Source organism: Sporomusa sp., from assembly GCF_057736855.1.
On the sequence record NZ_JBYKYF010000021.1, the window covers coordinates 1 to 17,923 of the forward strand.

18 protein-coding genes are annotated in these 17,923 nt (G+C 45.1%); 16 read left to right on the plus strand and 2 right to left on the minus strand.

The features are described from left to right. Positions 1-69 precede the first annotated feature (69 nt). Positions 70-834, plus strand: coding sequence for a Ger(x)C family spore germination protein (locus tag AC29Z1_RS02710; RefSeq protein WP_488269919.1), 765 nt, complete (start codon positions 70-72; stop codon positions 832-834). A 16-nt stretch (positions 835-850) separates the two neighbouring features. Further along, positions 851-2,053, plus strand: coding sequence for a Ger(x)C family spore germination protein (locus AC29Z1_RS02715; protein ID WP_488269920.1), 1,203 nt, complete (start codon positions 851-853; stop codon positions 2,051-2,053). A 19-nt stretch (positions 2,054-2,072) separates the two neighbouring features. Here AC29Z1_RS02715 and AC29Z1_RS02720 read toward each other — a convergent pair whose 3' ends face one another. After that, positions 2,073-2,303 carry a hypothetical protein gene (locus AC29Z1_RS02720; protein ID WP_488269921.1) on the minus strand — a complete coding sequence of 77 codons (231 nt, stop codon included), beginning with the start codon at positions 2,301-2,303 and terminating at the stop codon, positions 2,073-2,075. Between the two features lie 215 nt (positions 2,304-2,518). On the opposite strand from AC29Z1_RS02720, the gene yabP reads away from it, so the two are divergent. From yabP to AC29Z1_RS02790, 14 genes are all read left to right on the plus strand, one after another. Next, positions 2,519-2,800, plus strand: a complete 282-nt coding sequence (gene yabP / locus AC29Z1_RS02725; RefSeq protein WP_488269922.1) for a sporulation protein YabP — start codon at positions 2,519-2,521, stop codon at positions 2,798-2,800. Position 2,801: 1 nt separating this feature from the next. Continuing rightward, the gene (locus tag AC29Z1_RS02730; protein WP_488269923.1) at positions 2,802-3,530 is read left to right on the plus strand and encodes a lytic transglycosylase domain-containing protein; all 729 of its coding nucleotides are present in this window, start codon (positions 2,802-2,804) and stop codon (positions 3,528-3,530) included. Positions 3,531-3,594: 64 nt separating this feature from the next. Beyond that, the gene (gene yabQ / locus AC29Z1_RS02735) at positions 3,595-4,083 is read left to right on the plus strand and encodes a spore cortex biosynthesis protein YabQ (RefSeq protein ID WP_488269924.1); all 489 of its coding nucleotides are present in this window, start codon (positions 3,595-3,597) and stop codon (positions 4,081-4,083) included. Positions 4,084-4,238: 155 nt separating this feature from the next. Then, a complete protein-coding gene (locus AC29Z1_RS02740) occupies positions 4,239-4,466 on the plus strand; it encodes an FtsB family cell division protein (RefSeq protein ID WP_488269925.1) in 228 nt (75 codons plus the stop codon). 110 nt (positions 4,467-4,576) lie between these two features. Continuing rightward, entirely contained in the window at positions 4,577-4,999 is a 423-nt protein-coding gene (locus AC29Z1_RS02745) for a S1 RNA-binding domain-containing protein (RefSeq protein ID WP_488269938.1), read from the plus strand. 231 nt (positions 5,000-5,230) lie between these two features. Next, positions 5,231-7,690 carry a stage II sporulation protein E gene (gene spoIIE, locus AC29Z1_RS02750; protein WP_488269926.1) on the plus strand — a complete coding sequence of 820 codons (2,460 nt, stop codon included), beginning with the start codon at positions 5,231-5,233 and terminating at the stop codon, positions 7,688-7,690. A gap of 336 nt (positions 7,691-8,026) precedes the next feature. Further along, the gene (locus AC29Z1_RS02755; RefSeq protein WP_488269927.1) at positions 8,027-9,019 is read left to right on the plus strand and encodes an acyl-CoA dehydratase activase; all 993 of its coding nucleotides are present in this window, start codon (positions 8,027-8,029) and stop codon (positions 9,017-9,019) included. After that, positions 9,016-9,924 carry an acyl-CoA dehydratase activase-related protein gene (locus AC29Z1_RS02760; protein ID WP_488269928.1) on the plus strand — a complete coding sequence of 303 codons (909 nt, stop codon included), beginning with the start codon at positions 9,016-9,018 and terminating at the stop codon, positions 9,922-9,924. Before AC29Z1_RS02755 ends, AC29Z1_RS02760 begins: the two co-directional genes overlap by 4 nt. Then, positions 9,921-11,033 (plus strand): acyl-CoA dehydratase activase-related protein, encoded by a 1,113-nt coding sequence (locus AC29Z1_RS02765; protein WP_488269929.1) that lies wholly within the window; start codon positions 9,921-9,923, stop codon positions 11,031-11,033. The genes AC29Z1_RS02760 and AC29Z1_RS02765 overlap by 4 nt, the downstream gene beginning before the upstream one ends. Positions 11,034-11,269: 236 nt before the next feature. Next, positions 11,270-12,667: a tRNA lysidine(34) synthetase TilS gene (tilS, locus tag AC29Z1_RS02770; RefSeq protein ID WP_488269930.1), complete on the plus strand. Its 1,398-nt coding sequence runs from the start codon at positions 11,270-11,272 to the stop codon at positions 12,665-12,667. A gap of 4 nt (positions 12,668-12,671) precedes the next feature. Further along, on the plus strand, positions 12,672-13,211 hold the full coding sequence (gene hpt, locus AC29Z1_RS02775) for a hypoxanthine phosphoribosyltransferase (protein WP_488269939.1): 540 nt from the start codon (positions 12,672-12,674) through the stop codon (positions 13,209-13,211). A gap of 109 nt (positions 13,212-13,320) precedes the next feature. After that, on the plus strand, positions 13,321-15,249 hold the full coding sequence (ftsH, locus tag AC29Z1_RS02780) for an ATP-dependent zinc metalloprotease FtsH (RefSeq protein WP_488269931.1): 1,929 nt from the start codon (positions 13,321-13,323) through the stop codon (positions 15,247-15,249). 66 nt (positions 15,250-15,315) lie between these two features. Next, positions 15,316-16,407: a YibE/F family protein gene (locus AC29Z1_RS02785; protein WP_488269932.1), complete on the plus strand. Its 1,092-nt coding sequence runs from the start codon at positions 15,316-15,318 to the stop codon at positions 16,405-16,407. A gap of 57 nt (positions 16,408-16,464) precedes the next feature. After that, on the plus strand, positions 16,465-17,529 hold the full coding sequence (locus AC29Z1_RS02790; RefSeq protein ID WP_488269933.1) for a uroporphyrinogen decarboxylase/cobalamine-independent methonine synthase family protein: 1,065 nt from the start codon (positions 16,465-16,467) through the stop codon (positions 17,527-17,529). Between the two features lie 87 nt (positions 17,530-17,616). Here the strand turns inward: AC29Z1_RS02790 and AC29Z1_RS02795 are convergent. Next, positions 17,617-17,923, minus strand: a 307-nt coding sequence (locus AC29Z1_RS02795; protein WP_488269934.1) for a sensor histidine kinase, incomplete at its 5' end; no start/stop codon positions are given.

A 17,923-nucleotide genomic window follows, 5' to 3' on the forward strand; every position in this document is an offset into this window, starting at 1 on the left:
GCAAAAACCAGTCAATAATTGGTCTAAGTCCTAAGTCTTTCAGCGCCGCTTCACTAATAATAATGGTTTTTGCGGGATGCCGAGATGCGCTGGCGGATCAAAGTTTTTGTTACTCCCGGTGAGGCTCGTCCGATTCTGGAATATGTACCGCCCAGCAAGGAAGCCGGAGGAATTTATTTGGCCAATATCGTAAGAAATCATCAAAAGAATATACATGTTGCCGGTGCTCGCACCGATCTGGGAAATATTAGCGTGCTGCTGGATAATAAAATGGATATAGCTATTCCTCGGATTGATATGGTTGGTGATGTAGTAAAGGTGGGGGGGGCCGCAATACTTAAAAGGGATAAGTTTGTTGGCTATCTCGACGAACAGGCAGTAGCCGGGATGAAAATGATTCGTGCTACCGAAAAGTCGGCTATTATCACGTTGCCTGGTGATGAGAGCGGCGAACTTATAGCATTTGAATTATTTCGTCACGATACTCCGCTCACGCCCCATGTTAACGGAAATACCATCTATTTTACATTGGATATCAATATGTGGGGAAACGTGGGCGAATATCAGAAAATGAACCAGGCTTCCCGAATCGATGATCCGGAGTTTATCCAGAGTGTAGAACAGAAGGTGGCGCAAGAAGTAAAACGCATGGTTCTTTACAGTCATAATATATGTCAGTCCATGGGGGTTGACTTGATATTAAGCCGCAAACTCAAAACCTATCACCCCAAAATATGGGAAAAAGTCAAAGATAACTGGGATGCGATCTATCCGACGATTCCATTATACGTGTCAGTCAATGTTGTCATCGATCAAATTGGCGGCCATAAGTAATGCGGGGAATTTATTCATGGCACAAGACAATGTGGCTAAAAAGTTTGTGGCTTGGCTACTGCTTGTCGTTATTTGTCTTCCACTGGCAGGTTGTTGGGATCAACGGGAAGTACAAAACCGGCAGATGGCGTTGGCAGTAGCTATTGATGTTGTCGAAGGTGGCGAAACCGCAATAGAAAGTTTTATGCAGCCTCATGGCGGTAAGGATTTCCGGCTTAGTGTGCAATTACTTGCGATTGAACCCAGAGAGGGCGAAGAACGGGGTGGTGCTAACGTTAGTTCCTATGTGATCTCTGGTACAGGACGATTACTGTCTGAGATTAGCCGGAATATGTTAGGACAATTGGGCGGGCCCATAACTTGGGAGCATATTCAGGCTATCGTAATTAGTCAGGCAGCGGTTGAGGCCGGCGGACTCGATCAATTGTTAGATTGGTTTTTACGCGATGCTGAGATGCGCTGGCGGATACGACTCTATATTACTCCTGGTGAGGCTAAACCGATTATTGAATATCTGCCTCCCACTGGTGAGCCGAATGGGTTGTTTTTGGCAGGCATTGGCCGCAACTATTTGAAGAATCCCCATATTGTCGGCGGAGATACAGAACTCGGATTTACTTCCATTCGAATGGATAATAATATATCGGCGGCTTTACCTGTCATAAAGTTGTCTGAAGGGGTTCTTAAAGTAGGCGGCATGGCCATCATCAAACGAGGCAGATTGGCAGGCTACGTGGATGAGTATGGTACTCTGGGGGGTAAACTGATTATCGGGTTAGAGAAGAGCGTTATTATTACTACTGCCTGCCGGGATCATCCTGGAAGGATATTTGCGTTTGAATTGTTTCATCATGATACCAGGCTTAGGCCCCATATATCAGGGAATACCATGTATTGCACACTTGATATTACTATGTATGGCAATATTGGGGAAATGGAAGGTTGTCCTGAGCCTCATGATCATAATGTGAATGATCATGACTATCTCAAAAAGCTAGAATTTCAGTTTGCCCAAGAAGTAAAACAGGCGGTCTTGTATGCGTATACCCGTCATCAGGAATTGAAAGCAGACACCTTGTGCGTGGGAAAAAAAATGCAGATTGCCTATCCGAAGCAATGGGAGGAGATAAAAGATCGCTGGGATGACGAAGTATTTCCTACTGTTCCGTTAGTGGTATCGGTTAATGTAGTTATCCGTCAGCGGGGTGCACACAAATAACGGTTTTTTTGCTATTTAGCTATTTAAATATAATGCTAAATATCCAGAGAAAAATAGCGGCGGTGGCGTAGAAAACCGCTGTTTTGCGTGCAAATCTGGCTTCACGGGTACGGTTATTATGTTTTTCAAGAACAGTACTCAGTACCCAAGAGACAAGTGCGGTAGCGAAAAATACGATAAGCAGCCAGAGGGTGGTTTGATGGACGAGCTGGTAAGCCAGCTTTTGCCAATAATATGCTAAATTACTCATATATACCTCCGTGATGTTAAGTCTGTGATTTCCTGATAAGAGTGAATGTATTTCAGCAAAACGAACATAGCGAGAACATAGTTGGATAGTTTGCTTTAATTTAGTAAAGTAAGTGGCGCAATAGTTGTATATTGCTGTTGCAATCCTTTGTACTAAAACCGTATCCTCCCACATATACATAACTTGAGATAGCATTGGCAGGGAGGAATATATTTATGCCGATAGATAACAAAACGCCAAAATGGCGTCATCAATTGACTTTGGTTGACCGGGAAGAGCTTGTTGTAGATGGTGTTAGCAATCTGGGAAGCTATGACGAAAAAGAAATTGTTATGGAAACTGAACAAGGCGTGCTGACAATCAAAGGCGAGGGTCTGAATATTAAACAGCTTAATCTGGAGCAAGGGAACATTATTATAGAGGGTACGGTAAAAGGGTTAAGCTATGAGGATGAAACTAGGCAGAAAAAAGGCTTGCTGGAGCGGTTTTTAAAATAACGTGCGTAGCCGGGCCTTGTCGCTATGGCTGTTTTTGCTATTTACGCTTGCCGTGCAGGTTGTGGTCTACAGTGTTGCTCATCGTCTTGGCGATTATAGTCGCCGCGCGTTATATGCCCATTTTACGACCCAAATTGCTACGATACGGGAAGTGAAAGGTTTGCCTTATGCTGAGATTATTAACCAGAAAGGTAAAACCTATGGGGTGAGTCCTGAATTGATAGCCGCCGTTATTAAAGCCGAGAGTTCCTTTCAGCCCAGGGCACTGTCCACAGCAGGTGCTTATGGGCTAATGCAGGTTATTCCCGGTACTTGGAAGATGGTAAATGACCAAACTTTGATTTGTAGCGGCCGGCATGAGGGAGAATGCGGCAGGGACTGCTTTTACAATCCGGAGCTTAATATTGCAGTTGGTACATATTATCTTAGCCAACTTCTTAGGCGGTATAGCGGTCAGGCTGAACTTGCGGTTGCGGCCTATAACGCCGGTCCTGGGGCTGTTGATAAATACGGCGGAATTCCACCTTTTTCGGAGACGAAAGAATATGTAGCACGTGTGGTTGAATATTGGTATCAGTTTAGCGGCAATTTGTCACCAACAGGTTTGTTGACAGTTTGCTGGACAAAAATTGCATCCGCATTAGGCTGGGGCATTGTTATGAACACAATCTTGTTATTATTAACAGGCAGGTATTTGTTTCGGCGGCATGGAGGTTTTCGCTGGCGGTAGTAGTGGGGGGAAAGCCTGAGAAACCAGACCTGATTTGCGAATAATGGTGCAGGGAGGTGAACAGGTGGAGTTATCCACACAAATTAGGACATTCTTACTCATTGTGACTACCGGGATAGTTTTGGGAATATTGTTTGACACCTACCGGGTACTGCGCCGTTATTTTCGGCCACCGTGGCTTGTGACTTCATTAACTGATCTGATTTACTGCTTGTTGGCATCAGCGATTGCGTTCATGGCACTCCTGGCTGGTAATTGGGGTGAACTCCGGTTTTATGTTTTTATTGCGCTACTGATTGGTATTGTTGCCTATTATCGTTTGGTTAGCCAGTATGTCATGAAACTTATTATGGCACTGTTAGTATTATTGGCGAAAATCTGTCATGTGACTAAACTAGCAGTTATCTGTGTGATTATTCGACCTGCTGTTGTACTTATGCGAGCCGCACTATGGCCGTTGCGGCTTATAGTCAGGAAATATTCAGCCTGGTACAAACGCTGGCGTCCGCCGCCTCCACCGCCTTCACCGCCGGAAGAAGCACCACCATTATAATTGGTTTTTAATATTCATATAATTTTCCATAATTAAAGAGGATTTGGCGTGTTAAGAGCGAATATATGTAAACATTAATTAAGTATGGTGATGTTATGCCCCCAAAACGCAGCAAATCCAAACAGTTTAGTTGGTTTCGGTTATGCATTGTTATTATGATTGGATATTTTTTCTATGTTGTGATTGACCAGCAAACTGAACTGTACCAGATTCGTCGAGAAACTGAGATGCTTAATGCCCAGATGGCAGAATTGCGTGCGGTAAATAGCAGTTTACGTGCTGAAAAGGAAAATTTAAGTACAGCTGCTTATATTGAAAAGGTTGCCCGTGAAGAGCTGGGTTTAGTAAAACCGGGAGAAGTTCCGTATATTCCCGCCAGATAACTAGCTATTTCTTGACACATTTTCACTAGGCGGAGTATAATATGGATTGCGAGATGCAAAATATCGCAGTAAAAAGTACGATAGATTTTAAGGGAGGAAATTTGATTAGTATGTCCATTGAAGTTGGCAGTGTTGTAGAAGGAGTTGTGACCGGCATAACTAATTTTGGCGCTTTTGTCGAGTTGCCGGGTGGAAAGGTAGGATTGATTCACATCTCCGAAGTTGCTGACGTGTACGTCCGCGATGTTAAGGATTTTTTGAAAGAGCAGGACAAAGTAAAGGTAAAAGTCTTATCTGTGGATGATCGCGGCAAGATTGGTTTATCGATTAAGCAGCTGCAACCGTCAGCATCCAAGAAACAGCATGCCAACGATTTCCGCCGGTCTAATAAAGTAAGTAATTTGTCATTTGAAGATAAACTGAGCAAGTTTTTAAAAGACAGCGATGAGCGTCTTTCCGATTTAAAACGTAGTACCGAATCCAAGCGCGGCGGTGGCCGGGGCGGTGCTGGTTCAGCTCGCCGGGCAGAATAATTATTGAAAATAGAAATGTTTTGTTATTCGACAAATAATGGAATAATGTAACGGAAAAAAGAGTGTATTAGCCACCAGGCAGTAATTAGCCGGGTGGCTTTTTGCATTTTAGCTTGGGTCTATGTCGGTTTTTTTTCAGAGAGGGGTGACTTAAACAGACAAACATTTTATTAGAACCTTCTGTAAAATTTGAATCACAGTCTAAGACAATTTTTACAGGGGTGAAGACTCATGCCAAAAGTATCTGTTATCACACTGCCTGAAGAAGTCGTACAGGCCCCGACGGTGAGAGCGCCAGCAGAATCTATACCAGAGAGGAAACGGAATTTTCCATGGCAAGATTTTTTTAGCTGGATTAAGGCGGTAGGTAAGGCACTGTTACATCAGCAGAATTTGCCGCTTAATATTTTGGCATTCTTGCTCGGACGGGTATCGCTTATGGGCGAAGTGGCTCCCTTTGGGCTGGCACTGTTTGCAGCTATTGCTGGGTCGGCTAGAGAACGGGCAGGGGCCGTAGGAGTATGGGCGCTCGCTGGGGTATTGAGTGTTGGGTTTTATCAGGAAGCTATTGTCTATCTGATTTCAATGCTTTTATATTGGCGGTTATCGGACAAGCTATCACGGTATGAAAAAAAAGTGCAGGCCGTGCCGCTATTTATATTTAGCTGTGTTTTTTTAGGCGGAATGGCACTCTTACCATGGCAGGAGTCTGCATTATATGCGATGATGGTGGTGTTTTTTGACGCGACGTTATGCATGGTATTGACCTTTATTTTTCAATATGGTGTCCCGTTGTTTTTGAATCAGACAACCCGGCAGGAGACTGGGTCCGAAGGTTTGATTTGTGGCATAATTATACTGGCTACGGCTATTGCCGGATTGGGCAGTTTCATGATATATGACTACAGTGTGCGCAATATGGCTGGAGCGCTGATTATTATGTTACTGGCCTTTAGTGGGGGCTCAGGGTTAGGTGCTACGGTCGGGATTGTGACCGGACTGGTGGCAGGACTGAGTGATGGCCATGCAGCTTCGAGTATTGCTATATGTGCTTTGGCTGGCATGTTGGGTGGCTTGTTCCGGGCTATGGGGAAGGCAGCGGTACTATTAGGGTTTATACTGGGAAGTGCGATTGCTATACTATATTTGGGGCGGCCAGAAGAATTACTGTTGGTGCTGGTGGAAGCATCTGTGGCAGGAGCCGTCTTCATGCTGGTGCCTGCCGCTAAACTGAGTCAATGGCGTGAATGTTGTATAGACGAACCTGATCGTTCTGAAGATACGCAGCAAACCATTAACACAGCAGTGGACAAGCTTAATCAGATTGCCGGCATTTTCAAAGAATTATCTGATGCTTTTGCTTCAGGCAGTGCTAAGGAAAGTAGCATGTATAATGAAAAAATAAAAGAAGCCCAATTGGCGCAAACGCTTTCGGTTGTAGGGGAGCGAGTTTGCGGACCCTGTACACGGCGTAATGAGTGCTGGGATGCAGACTTCTATCAGACCTATCAGGCCATGCTGGATATGTTGGCTCTTGCAGAGGCCGGAAGACTTCAGACAAAAAATTTGCCAGATTGCATAAAAACAACATGTATACATCGGCAGATGCTTATTGATATGATTGAGCAAGTGGCGGAAAAAAATCGGGCTCATTGGTATTGGCACAAAAAATTAACTGATTGCCGCCAAGTAGCTGTCGAGCAAATGAAGGCAACGGGAATGATTATTAGCCATTTGGCGCACGAGCTTACCAAAGGGCCACAAAGTGATATCGAGGTTGCAGAGATGCTTTCAGAGCGGGCAGCGGTGTTGGGGTGCCCGCTTACCAGCTTACGAGTTACTAGTGAACGGGGTAAAGTTCGGGTGGAGGCGCAGAAGGCTGTCTGTCAGGGGACAAGGGAATGTGTTAATACCATTTTGCCGACCACCGCTAATCTGTTACAAGAGAAAATGATCATGCATGCTGAATGTGGCAGTAAAATTCGTCACAAGGATTGTAAACTGGTTATGGAATTGGCTGAGCGTTATCATGTGGAAACAGGTATGGCAACAATGGCCAAAGGGGGCGGCGCAATATCGGGTGACACCTGCGTAGTTGCGCCAGTCAGTCGGGGACGAACAGCGCTGATTCTAAGTGACGGTATGGGGAGTGGCGAGGCAGCCGCCAATGGGAGCGGACAGGCTGTAAAGTTTTTACAGCAACTGTTGACGGTAGGCTTTGATATTGATACGGCAGTCAAGACAGTGAATTCTATGTTATTGATAAAAATGCCGGGAGATACTTTTGCAACAGTGGATATGGTGGTAGTTGATACATTTACTGGTGAAACTGAGTTTTTGAAAGTTGGATCAGCACCAAGTTATGTAAAACGAGTACGGGAAGTTTTGACCATCAACCCGGCGGCTCCACCGATCGGCATATTAGACAGTATTGAAATTGAGCCTGTCAGGCGAAGGCTGGTTCCGGGTGATATTGTTGTTATGGTTAGCGACGGCATTATTGATGCTGCACGGGGAGCGGCTAAGGATAACTGGATAGCTAATTTTCTTCGCCGCATAGGATCTGAACGGCCGCAGGACATTGCAGATAAGATTTTGTATCAGGCTCTGGAATATTCAGGAGGAGTTGCTGGTGATGATATGGCTGTGCTGGTCGCCAGAATATCCGAACCAGCAGGAATTATACAATAAGGTGGCAGCGTGTTGAGTCTAGGAAAACTCCTAGGCTTTTTATTATGTAAATATATGCTATGTTAGGCGAGAACAATGCGAAAAAAGATTAGGACTTAATTGAGAATCAGAGTTGGTTTTACTAAGGACGAGGCATACAATGGACTCTCTTGAGAGTAAGTCATTTCTGGTATACAGGGAAGCAGGTATGGTGTATATGTATAATTTTGGCATAAAAACTAATAATAAAAGCTACAGGCTTTGAAGTCGGTTATCTTTGCACTGACCAAAACTTATGCTTATGCTAGAACGCTAAAAAGCGGGTTATGGCGTTGGAAATGGTAAGGAGTGATTGTAATGCAAGTATATTTAGGAATTGATGTTGGCTCAGTGAGCACCAATATAGCTGTTCTCGGACAAGAGGGAAATGTTGTTGACAGCTTATATATGCGTACCCAAGGTAAGCCGATTGAAGCAGTGCAAACAGGATTGAGGGAAATAAAACAGCGGGTGGGTGAGATGACAGTATTGGGGGTGGGAACCACCGGCAGTGCCAGATATCTTACCGGTATGATTGTGGGGGCTGACAGCATAAAAAATGAAATTACGGCCCATGCACTTGCCGCTATGCACATTGTGCCAGATGTCAGAACCGTATTAGAAATTGGGGGACAGGATTCTAAGATCATTATTATTCGCAATGGCATTGTAACTGATTTTGCCATGAATACTGTTTGCGCAGCGGGAACAGGATCGTTTCTTGATCAGCAGGCCGCTAGATTAAATATTCCGATTAGTCAATTTGGAGAATTGGCGCTGACATCAACCGCACCTGTCAGGATTGCCGGGCGCTGCGCGGTGTTCGCTGAATCGGACATGATTCATAAACAACAGACAGGTCATTTGATTGCTGATATTCTGCAAGGTCTTTGCCAGGCACTGGTGAGAAATTATTTGAGTAATGTAGCTAAAGGGAAACAAGTGACTGGTCCGGTAGTGTTTCAGGGAGGGGTGGCCGCCAACAAAGGGATGCAGCGAGCGTTTGAGGATGCGCTCAAGTGTCCTGTTATTGTACCTCCATATTTTAATGTTATGGGAGCCATCGGAGCAGCGCTTGCGGCCAAAGAGGATATGGTCGGCAGGAAGGTATCTGCTTTTAAAGGATTTGAGGCGCTTGAAGCTGCCTATACCACCCGTAGTTTTGAATGCAGTGGTTGCGCTAACCTGTGCGAAGTTATTGAACTGAAAGTCAATACAGAAATTCTCGGACGCTGGGGTGATCGCTGTGGTAAGTGGACTCAGGGCGTTTTTCCGCAAGCGGCTGACAAAAAGGTGTGTGTAACAGCATGAGTATTCGCGTGGGATTGCCCCAAGCATTGATGTATTATCAATACGGTACAGTCTTAGAACAGTTCCTGACTGGACTAGGGGTTGAGGTTGTATTATCTGGCGAAACTTCGCGCCAGACCCTTGATTGTGGCAGTGTTCTAGATGAAATGTGTTTACCGTCCAAAGTCTGCTTTGGTCATGTCTGTTATTTGCAGGACAAGGTAGACTATTTATTTTTACCGCGGGTTATAAGTGTAAGTCATGGTCAATACACCTGTCCTAAAATTATCGGGATATCGGATGTGCTCAAAAACAATGTCGGCAAATTACCGCCACTGATTGATATTCACATTGATATGCGAAAAAAAAGCTGGCAGTTATACCAGGCAATTATTGCTGTGGGACGGATGCTCGGACAGGGAGTATCTGCCAGCCTTTATGCTTGGGTTCGGGCTTGGCAACATCGCAGAAGGATACAGCCATGCATACCACCAATCGATGGCAGACCCCGGGTAGCCGTTGTTGGTCACCCGTATATTCTATATGATCGTCAAGTGAGTTTGGATGTATTAGGACGGTTACATAATCTGGGTATCCAAGTTTTGACCCCAGAGATGGTAAAACCGCAGGCAGTAAATCAGGCTGCTTGCAAGCTGAAAAAAAGACTATTTTGGTCAGGCGGTCATAACATGGCTGGTGCCGCGTTGGCGCTGATGACTAGCAGTCAATCTTTAAGTGGGATTATTTTTATGACCTGCTTTGCATGTGGCCCAGACGCCTTAATTGGCGAGATCATTCGCCAGCACGCCCAGCGTTTGCATATTCCTTATATGTTGCTGTCGTTGGACGAGCATACGGCTGAAGCCGGACTAGTGACTCGCCTAGAGGCTTTTACCGATATGATTAAACGGAGGGGCAGACTATGATTGTTACTTTTCCGCATTTAGGAACCCTAAGTATTGTACTGAAGGCATTGTTCAGACAATTAGGATGTCAAGTACTAGTCCCGCCGCCTATAACCAAATATACGCTGGAACTGGGTACTCAGTTTTCACCGGAGACGGTATGTTTGCCGTTTAAGATGACGCTGGGAAATTTCATAGAAGCACTACAGCAGGGTGCTGATACCATCGTAACTTGCGGCGGATGTGGTCCATGCCGTCTTGGTTATTATGCCGCCATACAGCAAACCATTTTGGCAGAGCAAGGCTATACCTTTACAATGATTAGTGTTGAGCCCAGTGTAATTGATGTGTATAAACAATTACGCTATATTGCTCCGCAAAAAGGGTGGCGAGAAATTTATCAGGCTTTTAAGTTTGCTGGGGCTAAAATGAATCTATTGGATGATATCCAACGTGAGCTTGCGCTGATCAGACCGCGCGAAATGGAACGTGGGTCAGCGGATCGTATTTGGCAGCAGACTGTTGCTGCGGTAGATGCAGCCGAAAGTCTTCAGGAAATACAAGCACTTAGAACCAAGCTGTTCGATCAATTGCAAAAAATAGAGCTGGTCAAGGAAGGTACTCCCTTACGGGTGGCAATCGTAGGCGAAATTTACGTAATGCTGGAAGATTTCGTTAATCAGAACTTGGAACAATGTCTTGGTGGTATGGGCGTAGAAACGTCAAGAACTATGCTATTAAGCGACTATGTACGCGGACATCTTCTTCGCCACCGTAGTTATGTGGAATTATATAAACACATTACGGCTTTGGCGGCACCTTATCTGGGGCATTATGTTGGCGGACACGGGTTAAAAAGCATTGCTTACACGATTTTAAAGAAGCAGCAGGGGTATGACGGAATTATTCAGGTGTATCCATTTACTTGTATGCCTGAAGTTATTGCCAAAAATATCCTGCCAAAGGTTAGTCGGGATGTGGATATGCCGGTATTGACACTCGCCTATGACGAGCAGAGCGGTGAGGCTGGTATCAGAACTCGCCTGGAAGCGTTTATTGACCTATTACGATACCGTCGCCAGATAGGGAGAAATTCGTCTAAACCTGTGACTAACCCCTTGATACCGTAAAGCTTTTTTGCGAAATTTGAAATAAGTCCTACAAGATGAAGAAGACTTGGTAAAACGGGAGCAATCTCGTCAAAGCTAAGTCTTATTTAATGGCAGGAATTTGCATTATGGGGCGCGAATTGATAATATAGAAAAGTCTGCAGAAGAGCTGTTAATTTTTCTTTATTTTTTACGCTCTTGCTTGTATCGCCTATAGCAGGTGAGTGCAGACTATCAGGTAGAGAGCCGGGGATAGTATGCTGGATATTGTAAAAAATTGGATCACCAGCTATGATTTGATTAAACCAGGCAGCCGGATTCTGGCTGCCTGTTCGGGTGGGCCTGATTCATTAGCATTGGTACATATACTAAACAGGCTTAAAGAGGAATACTCCTTTAGTCTGGCGGTTGCCCATGTTAATCATATGTTTCGACCAGAGGCTGCTGAGGAAGCTGAATATGTGGCAGCCTTCTCAGCCAGTTTGGGGCTTACTTGCCATGTAACATCCATTCATGTGGCAGATTATGCGGCTGCTAACAAACTGTCGTCACAGCAAGCAGCCAGAATGCTCAGGTATCAGTATTTGCGCAGTGTTGCCGACCGTTGGGGCGGTGCGCAGATTGCTACCGGGCATCATCGGGATGACCAAGTAGAAACCGTGCTGATCAATCTTTTGCGTGGTGCAGGCAGTTGTGGATTAAGAGGCATGCAACCTGAAAATAGTGGAATTATCAGGCCGCTGCTGGCTGTCAGCCGTCAAGATATTGAAACCTATTGCATGGAACAAGGATTACAACCGCGGTATGATAGTTCCAATTTTAAAACCCATTATCTTAGAAACCGTATTAGACTGAAGCTTTTGCCAACACTAGAGGCTGAGTATAATCCTGCTATCAGAGATGCATTATGGCGGCTCTCTGAACTGGCAGGTGATGAACATGAGTATTTAAGTCAAGAGGCAGCAAAATTATGGACAACGGTAACGGAAGCTGGTGATCGGCTGATCATAAACAGCAAGGCACTGGCTGGATTACATAAAGCTCTACAGCGGGAATTTATGCGCCAGGCTATTGAAAAAAAACGTGGCACCTTAACAGGAATCAGCTATACTCATGTGGAAAATTTACTATCAATGGCATTAAGCGGTACGGTTGGCTCAGTACTGACTCTGCCTGGCGGCTTGACTGCCCGAAAAACGTATACTGGTTTGGAATTGTTCAGTAGTGTCGCTAAAGTGAAACAGTCTGCGTTTATACGCCGATTGGAACCAACAGAAATTGTTGTGCCTGGGGTAACTGCTGTAGATGACATTGAGATAACGGCTGAGATAATAGACGATTTGCCGTCTCCTCAGGGGAGGAACACAGCCTGGTTTGATTTGGAGCAACTGAAACTGCCGCTGGTTGTTAGGACCCGGCGTCCTGGCGACAGGTTTCGACCAGCAGGGCTTGGTGGTAGTAAAAAGCTCAAAGAGTTTTTTATTGATAATAAAATTCCTCAAGCCGAGCGGGATTATGTTCCGCTTATTGCCGATCAGCAGGAAATCATCTGGGTGGTTGGCTACCGACAGAGCGAACATGGCCGGATTAATGACAATACGAAGAAAAAATTGCAGCTTAGTATTACTAATAGGAGGAAGTTTGAATATGAGTAATAATATGATGGAAGACCTGGATAAGATATTATTTAGCGAGGCTGAAATCGCTGCCCGGATTAAGGAATTAGGCGAAGCCATTACTGCCGATTATGCAGGTAAACAAATCTTAATGATCGGTGTTTTGCGCGGCGCAGTCATTTTTATGGCTGATTTGGCTCGTTCTATAAATTTGCCGGTATCCATCGATTTTATGGCTGTATCCAGTTACGGAGCGTCCACGTCTTCAAGCGGTGTTGTCAGGATTTTGAAAGATCTGGATGAAGATGTGGAAAATAAACACTTGCTTATTGTTGAAGACATTATTGACTCAGGGTTAACATTAAACTATCTGATCGATAATTTATGGTCCCGCAAACCAGCCAGTATCAAGATCTGCACACTTTTAAACAAACCTGACCGCCGTAAGGTAGATGTTCCCATTGCCTATAACGGGTTTACTATCCCTGATCATTTTGTTGTGGGGTATGGTTTAGATTTTGCAGAAAAATATCGCAACCTACCCTTTATAGGGGTTCTAAAACCGCAAGTATATGGAGGTTAGCGCCCTTTTTTAATTGTCAACTTTTACTTAATATGCTATAATTATACGATATGAATGATAACAGGTTAGTAACGCTGTTTTTGTGGTCCAGCGAGAGGAGGGCTACTTGTTGAACAAATTTTTCCGGAATGTCAGTTTTTACTTGTTGATTATCATTATAGCCATTTCGATAATCGACTACTATTCATCACGGACAACACCTAAGCAAGAAATTAGCTATACTCAATTTTTGACTCAAGTAGAGGAACAAAAAGTTGAGCGGGTGACGATTGTCGACAATGCCATTCGCGGTAAACTCAAGGACGGGCAGGAATTTTCTACAATTACACCTAATGATCCGACACTTATTAATTTGCTGAGAGCCAAAGGAGTAGACATCAGAGCTGAAGAACCGCCGCAACCGCCATGGTGGACGACGATTTTTTCATCCATTTTGCCAATACTACTTTTGATTGGTGTATGGTTTTTTATCATGCAGCAAACACAGGGCGGCGGCAACCGCGTTATGTCTTTTGGCAAATCTCGGGCAAAATTGCATGGTGAGGATAAACCCAAGGTTACTTTCGATGATGTAGCTGGTGCCGATGAAGCCAAGCAGGAACTACAAGAGGTCGTTGAGTTCCTGAAGCATCCTAAGAAGTTTAATGATTTAGGGGCACGCATTCCAAAAGGTGTACTTTTGTTTGGACCGCCGGGAACCGGTAAAACCTTATTGGCACGAGCAGTGGCCGGCGAGGCCGGTGTACCTTTCTTTAGTATTAGTGGCTCCGATTTTGTGGAAATGTTTGTCGGGGTTGGTGCTTCCAGGGTACGCGATTTGTTTGAACAAGCCAAGAAAAGTGCGCCGTGTATTGTGTTTATTGATGAGATTGATGCTGTGGGCCGACAGCGGGGCGCAGGTCTTGGAGGCGGCCATGATGAACGTGAGCAAACGTTAAACCAATTGTTAGTAGAGATGGATGGCTTTGGAGTCAATGAGGGGATTATTATTATCGCCGCTACCAACCGTCCGGACATTCTCGATCCGGCACTTTTGCGTCCAGGCCGGTTTGACCGCCAGATTGTGGTTGACCGTCCGGATGTTAAAGGACGTTTGGAAATACTCAAAGTGCATACCAAAGGCAAACCTCTCGCTAAAGATGTTGATCTTGATGTTCTGGCTCGTCGCAGTCCAGGGTTTACTGGTGCTGACTTAAGTAACTTGGTCAATGAAGCGGCGTTATTGGCTGCCAGACGCAATAAGCGGCGAATAGAAATGCCAGAGATGGAAGAAGCGATTGAGCGTGTTGTTGCTGGACCTGAACGAAAATCTAAAGTTATTAGCGATAAGGAGAAAAAACTTACTGCTTACCATGAGGCTGGTCATGCGCTTGTAGGTATGCTGCTCACCCATACTGATCCTGTGCATAAGGTATCCATTATTCCTCGTGGGCGTGCAGGTGGTTATACTCTTATGCTTCCGAAGGAAGATCGTTACTATGCAACCAAAACAGAACTCTTAGAACAGCTAAAAACACTTCTGGGAGGGCGAGTTGCAGAGGCGGTTGTATTAGGTGAAATAAGCACCGGTGCGCAAAATGACCTAGAAAGGGCTACTGAGTTGAGCCGTAAGATGATTACTGAGTACGGGATGAGCGAAGTATTAGGACCAATAACCTTTGGACGCCGTCAGGAGCAGCAGGTTTTCTTAGGTCGTGATATTTCCCGTGACCGCAACTATAGTGAAGAAGTTGCTTGCTCAATTGATAAGGAAGTTCGCCGGCTTATTGAGGAAGCTTATGCTAAAACAGAAGAATTATTACGAAACAACATTGATAAATTGCACTTAATTGCCAATGCGCTTTTAGAGCGTGAAACCCTTGAGGCCGCTGAACTGGAGCAGCTTCTAACCCAAGGTACGATCACAGAAAAAGATTCGAACAGCGATAATGAAGTACCGCCTGCTGATATGCCACAGGTCACTGCTGCAACTGACCCGGACACAGGTAGCGGTCCTAAGATTGTTTATAGTTTTGGTTTAGCGGAAACGCGTTATTGATAGTACAACACGGCAGGTATTTATACCTGCCGTTTTTTTAGTACAGACGATCAGGAGAGGTTTAAGTTGAGGAAGCTACTCATATTTGTATGGATTATGTTATTGTCAACCAGTGTGTTGCAGGCGGCTCCGGCGTCTTCACCTGTTGTTTACGAAAAAGGAGTAGTGGTATTTGTTGGTCCTCTGGACCAAAACATGCAGCAGCAATATCATATGGCTAAGGGTGAGCTTGTTAGTATTCAGTTGACAAGCGGACCGGAGGCAGGAAAAGTGGTAGACACTTTTAATTTTGTATCAGAACATTCAGCGTATGAAATAAGGGTTAAGCCGGGTGACAAAGTCATAGTTGCTGTTACCAATGATTTTGGCAGAACCAGTTATCATGTCAGCGATTTTGACCGCTTTGATTATGTGTATGTTCTAGGTGGTTTGTTTGTATTAGCGCTGGTAGTGTTTGGCGGAATGGTTGGTGTTAAGTCGGTATTCGTTATTGCTTTTGCGATGTTGCTTATATTTAAGTTTTTTATTGACCAGGTGATGGGTAATCAGTATAGCTTAACGCTATTGACATTGGTTGTGTCTGCTATTATTGCGGTGGTCACCCAGGTGGTGGTAAGTGGGGTGTCGAAAAAAACGTTGGCCGCCATTTTGGGGACAATCGGCGGTGCCGCGATAGCCGGGATACTGTCCATGCTATCTGTTAAACTTATGCATTTAACCGGTCTGGATTCCGAAGAGGCCATGCTGTTAAAAGCGTCGTTGTTAGCGCAAATTGATTTTCAAGGAGTGCTGTTTGCGGGAATGGTTTTTGGCTCTTTAGGGGCTGTTATGGATGTTACTATTTCCATTGCTTCTGCGGTATATGAGGTCAGGAGTGTTCACCCAACTATCGGTTTTAAAGAACTGGTGCGGGCTGGTATGAATGTTGGCCGAGATATTATGGGGACGACTTCTATTACCCTGATATTGGCTTATGCTGGTACTTCACTGCCGCTCATGTTGCTGATTGCTTCACAACAACATGTGCCGATGTTAAAAATATTAAATTTAAACCTGATCGTAACCGAATTTGCCAGAGCCTTAACTGGCAGTATCGGGTTAGTTTGCGCCATTCCGCTAACTGCTGTAATTACTGCTGGGCTGCTGAAAAGAGAGTAGTCTGAACTAACAAAATGGTTATCTAAAAGAACAATTTAAACGGGAGGGGCAAAGCCTATGAGTTGGATAAAACCGCATCAGGCTACCGGGGTGGGCAGTCTGCCACATAAAGATGAATTGACCGCTCTGAAGGTAATTGCAAAAGCTATGCCATACTGGCCGCATTGGCCGCAACTGCCAGCGAAAAAGCCGGAACAGGGGTTTGTTGTACAATACGTTCAGCCGCTGATTAAATTTGGGGTGCTGGTATCTGGGCCGCAGCAAGATCCGGTATTTGACCGGATGAAACCGGGATGGGAAGATAGGGCCGCTTGGTTCTGTGAGCAATATCAGGTACTTATGAATGGTGATAGCGCGGCAGAGCGAACCTTTGCCCTTGAAGGCGAGGCTTTTGCTGGCCTTGAAGCGTTTATCGAGAATTTCAACCGTTGTTTCCCTCATGCGCAAGGAGTTAAAGGTCATGTTAGCGGGCCGCTTACAGTGGGGATGCAAATAAAGGACGAGCAGGGCCAGCCGTGCTTTTATAACGAGATGCTGCGGCAACTTGTTGTTCAGTGCCTCACCGCCGAGGCGGTGCTTGAAGCACGGCGGTTAGCGGCATTAGGGTTGCCTGTGCTTATTTTTATTGATGATCCGGGATTATTCCTTGTTGGTACAGATGATTATAGTACCATAGCCAGAGAAACGGTTACTGCCGCCTTGATGGTTATGATTGATGCGCTCCATGCCGAGGGCGTTAAAGTAGGTGTGCATGCTTGCGCTGACATTGACTGGTCAATTTTGTTTGCGTTGCCAGTAGATGTGATAAGTTTTGACGCCTATCATTACTTTGCTGGTATGGTGCGCCAAGCTGCCGGTTTAGCAGAGTATTTAAACCGTAGAGGAAAAATGGCCTGGGGACTTGTTCCTACCTCAGAAGAAGCTTGGCAAGAAACGCCGGAATCGCTATTGCGGCGATTTGCCGAACAATGTGCTGAACTAAGTAAACGGGGTATTGATATTCCCGTCCTGCAGCAAAACATGATCTGGACACCAAGCTGTGGTACAGGCGCGCTGCCTGTTGAACTGGCAGAACATATTTACTGTTTGGTTAGTGGTATCATCAGCAAGTTGCCGTTATAATGAGTAATGATGTACAAAAAGCCTGGGACAGATTGTATTTGATCTATCCCAGGCTTTTGATTGCTTACTGGTGTTTGTAGAGTTATACTACTTTTCCACTGGTAGTGTAAAAGTAAAAGTGGTTGTCTGACCCGGTATGCTGGTGGCGCTAACGGTTCCGCCCATCGCAATGACTAACTTGTGGGTAATGGCTAAGCCCAGTCCGGTGCCGCCGTCACCGCGGGAACGCGATTTGTCTACTCGGTAAAAACGTTGCCAGATATACGGCAGGTGTTCAGGCTCGATACCTTGACCGACGTTAGTTATATCAATCGCAACTTGTTGCTGAAAAGTACGGGCAGATAGGCTGATGACTGAGCCTGATACTGCATGACGAATTGCATTTGTCAGAAGG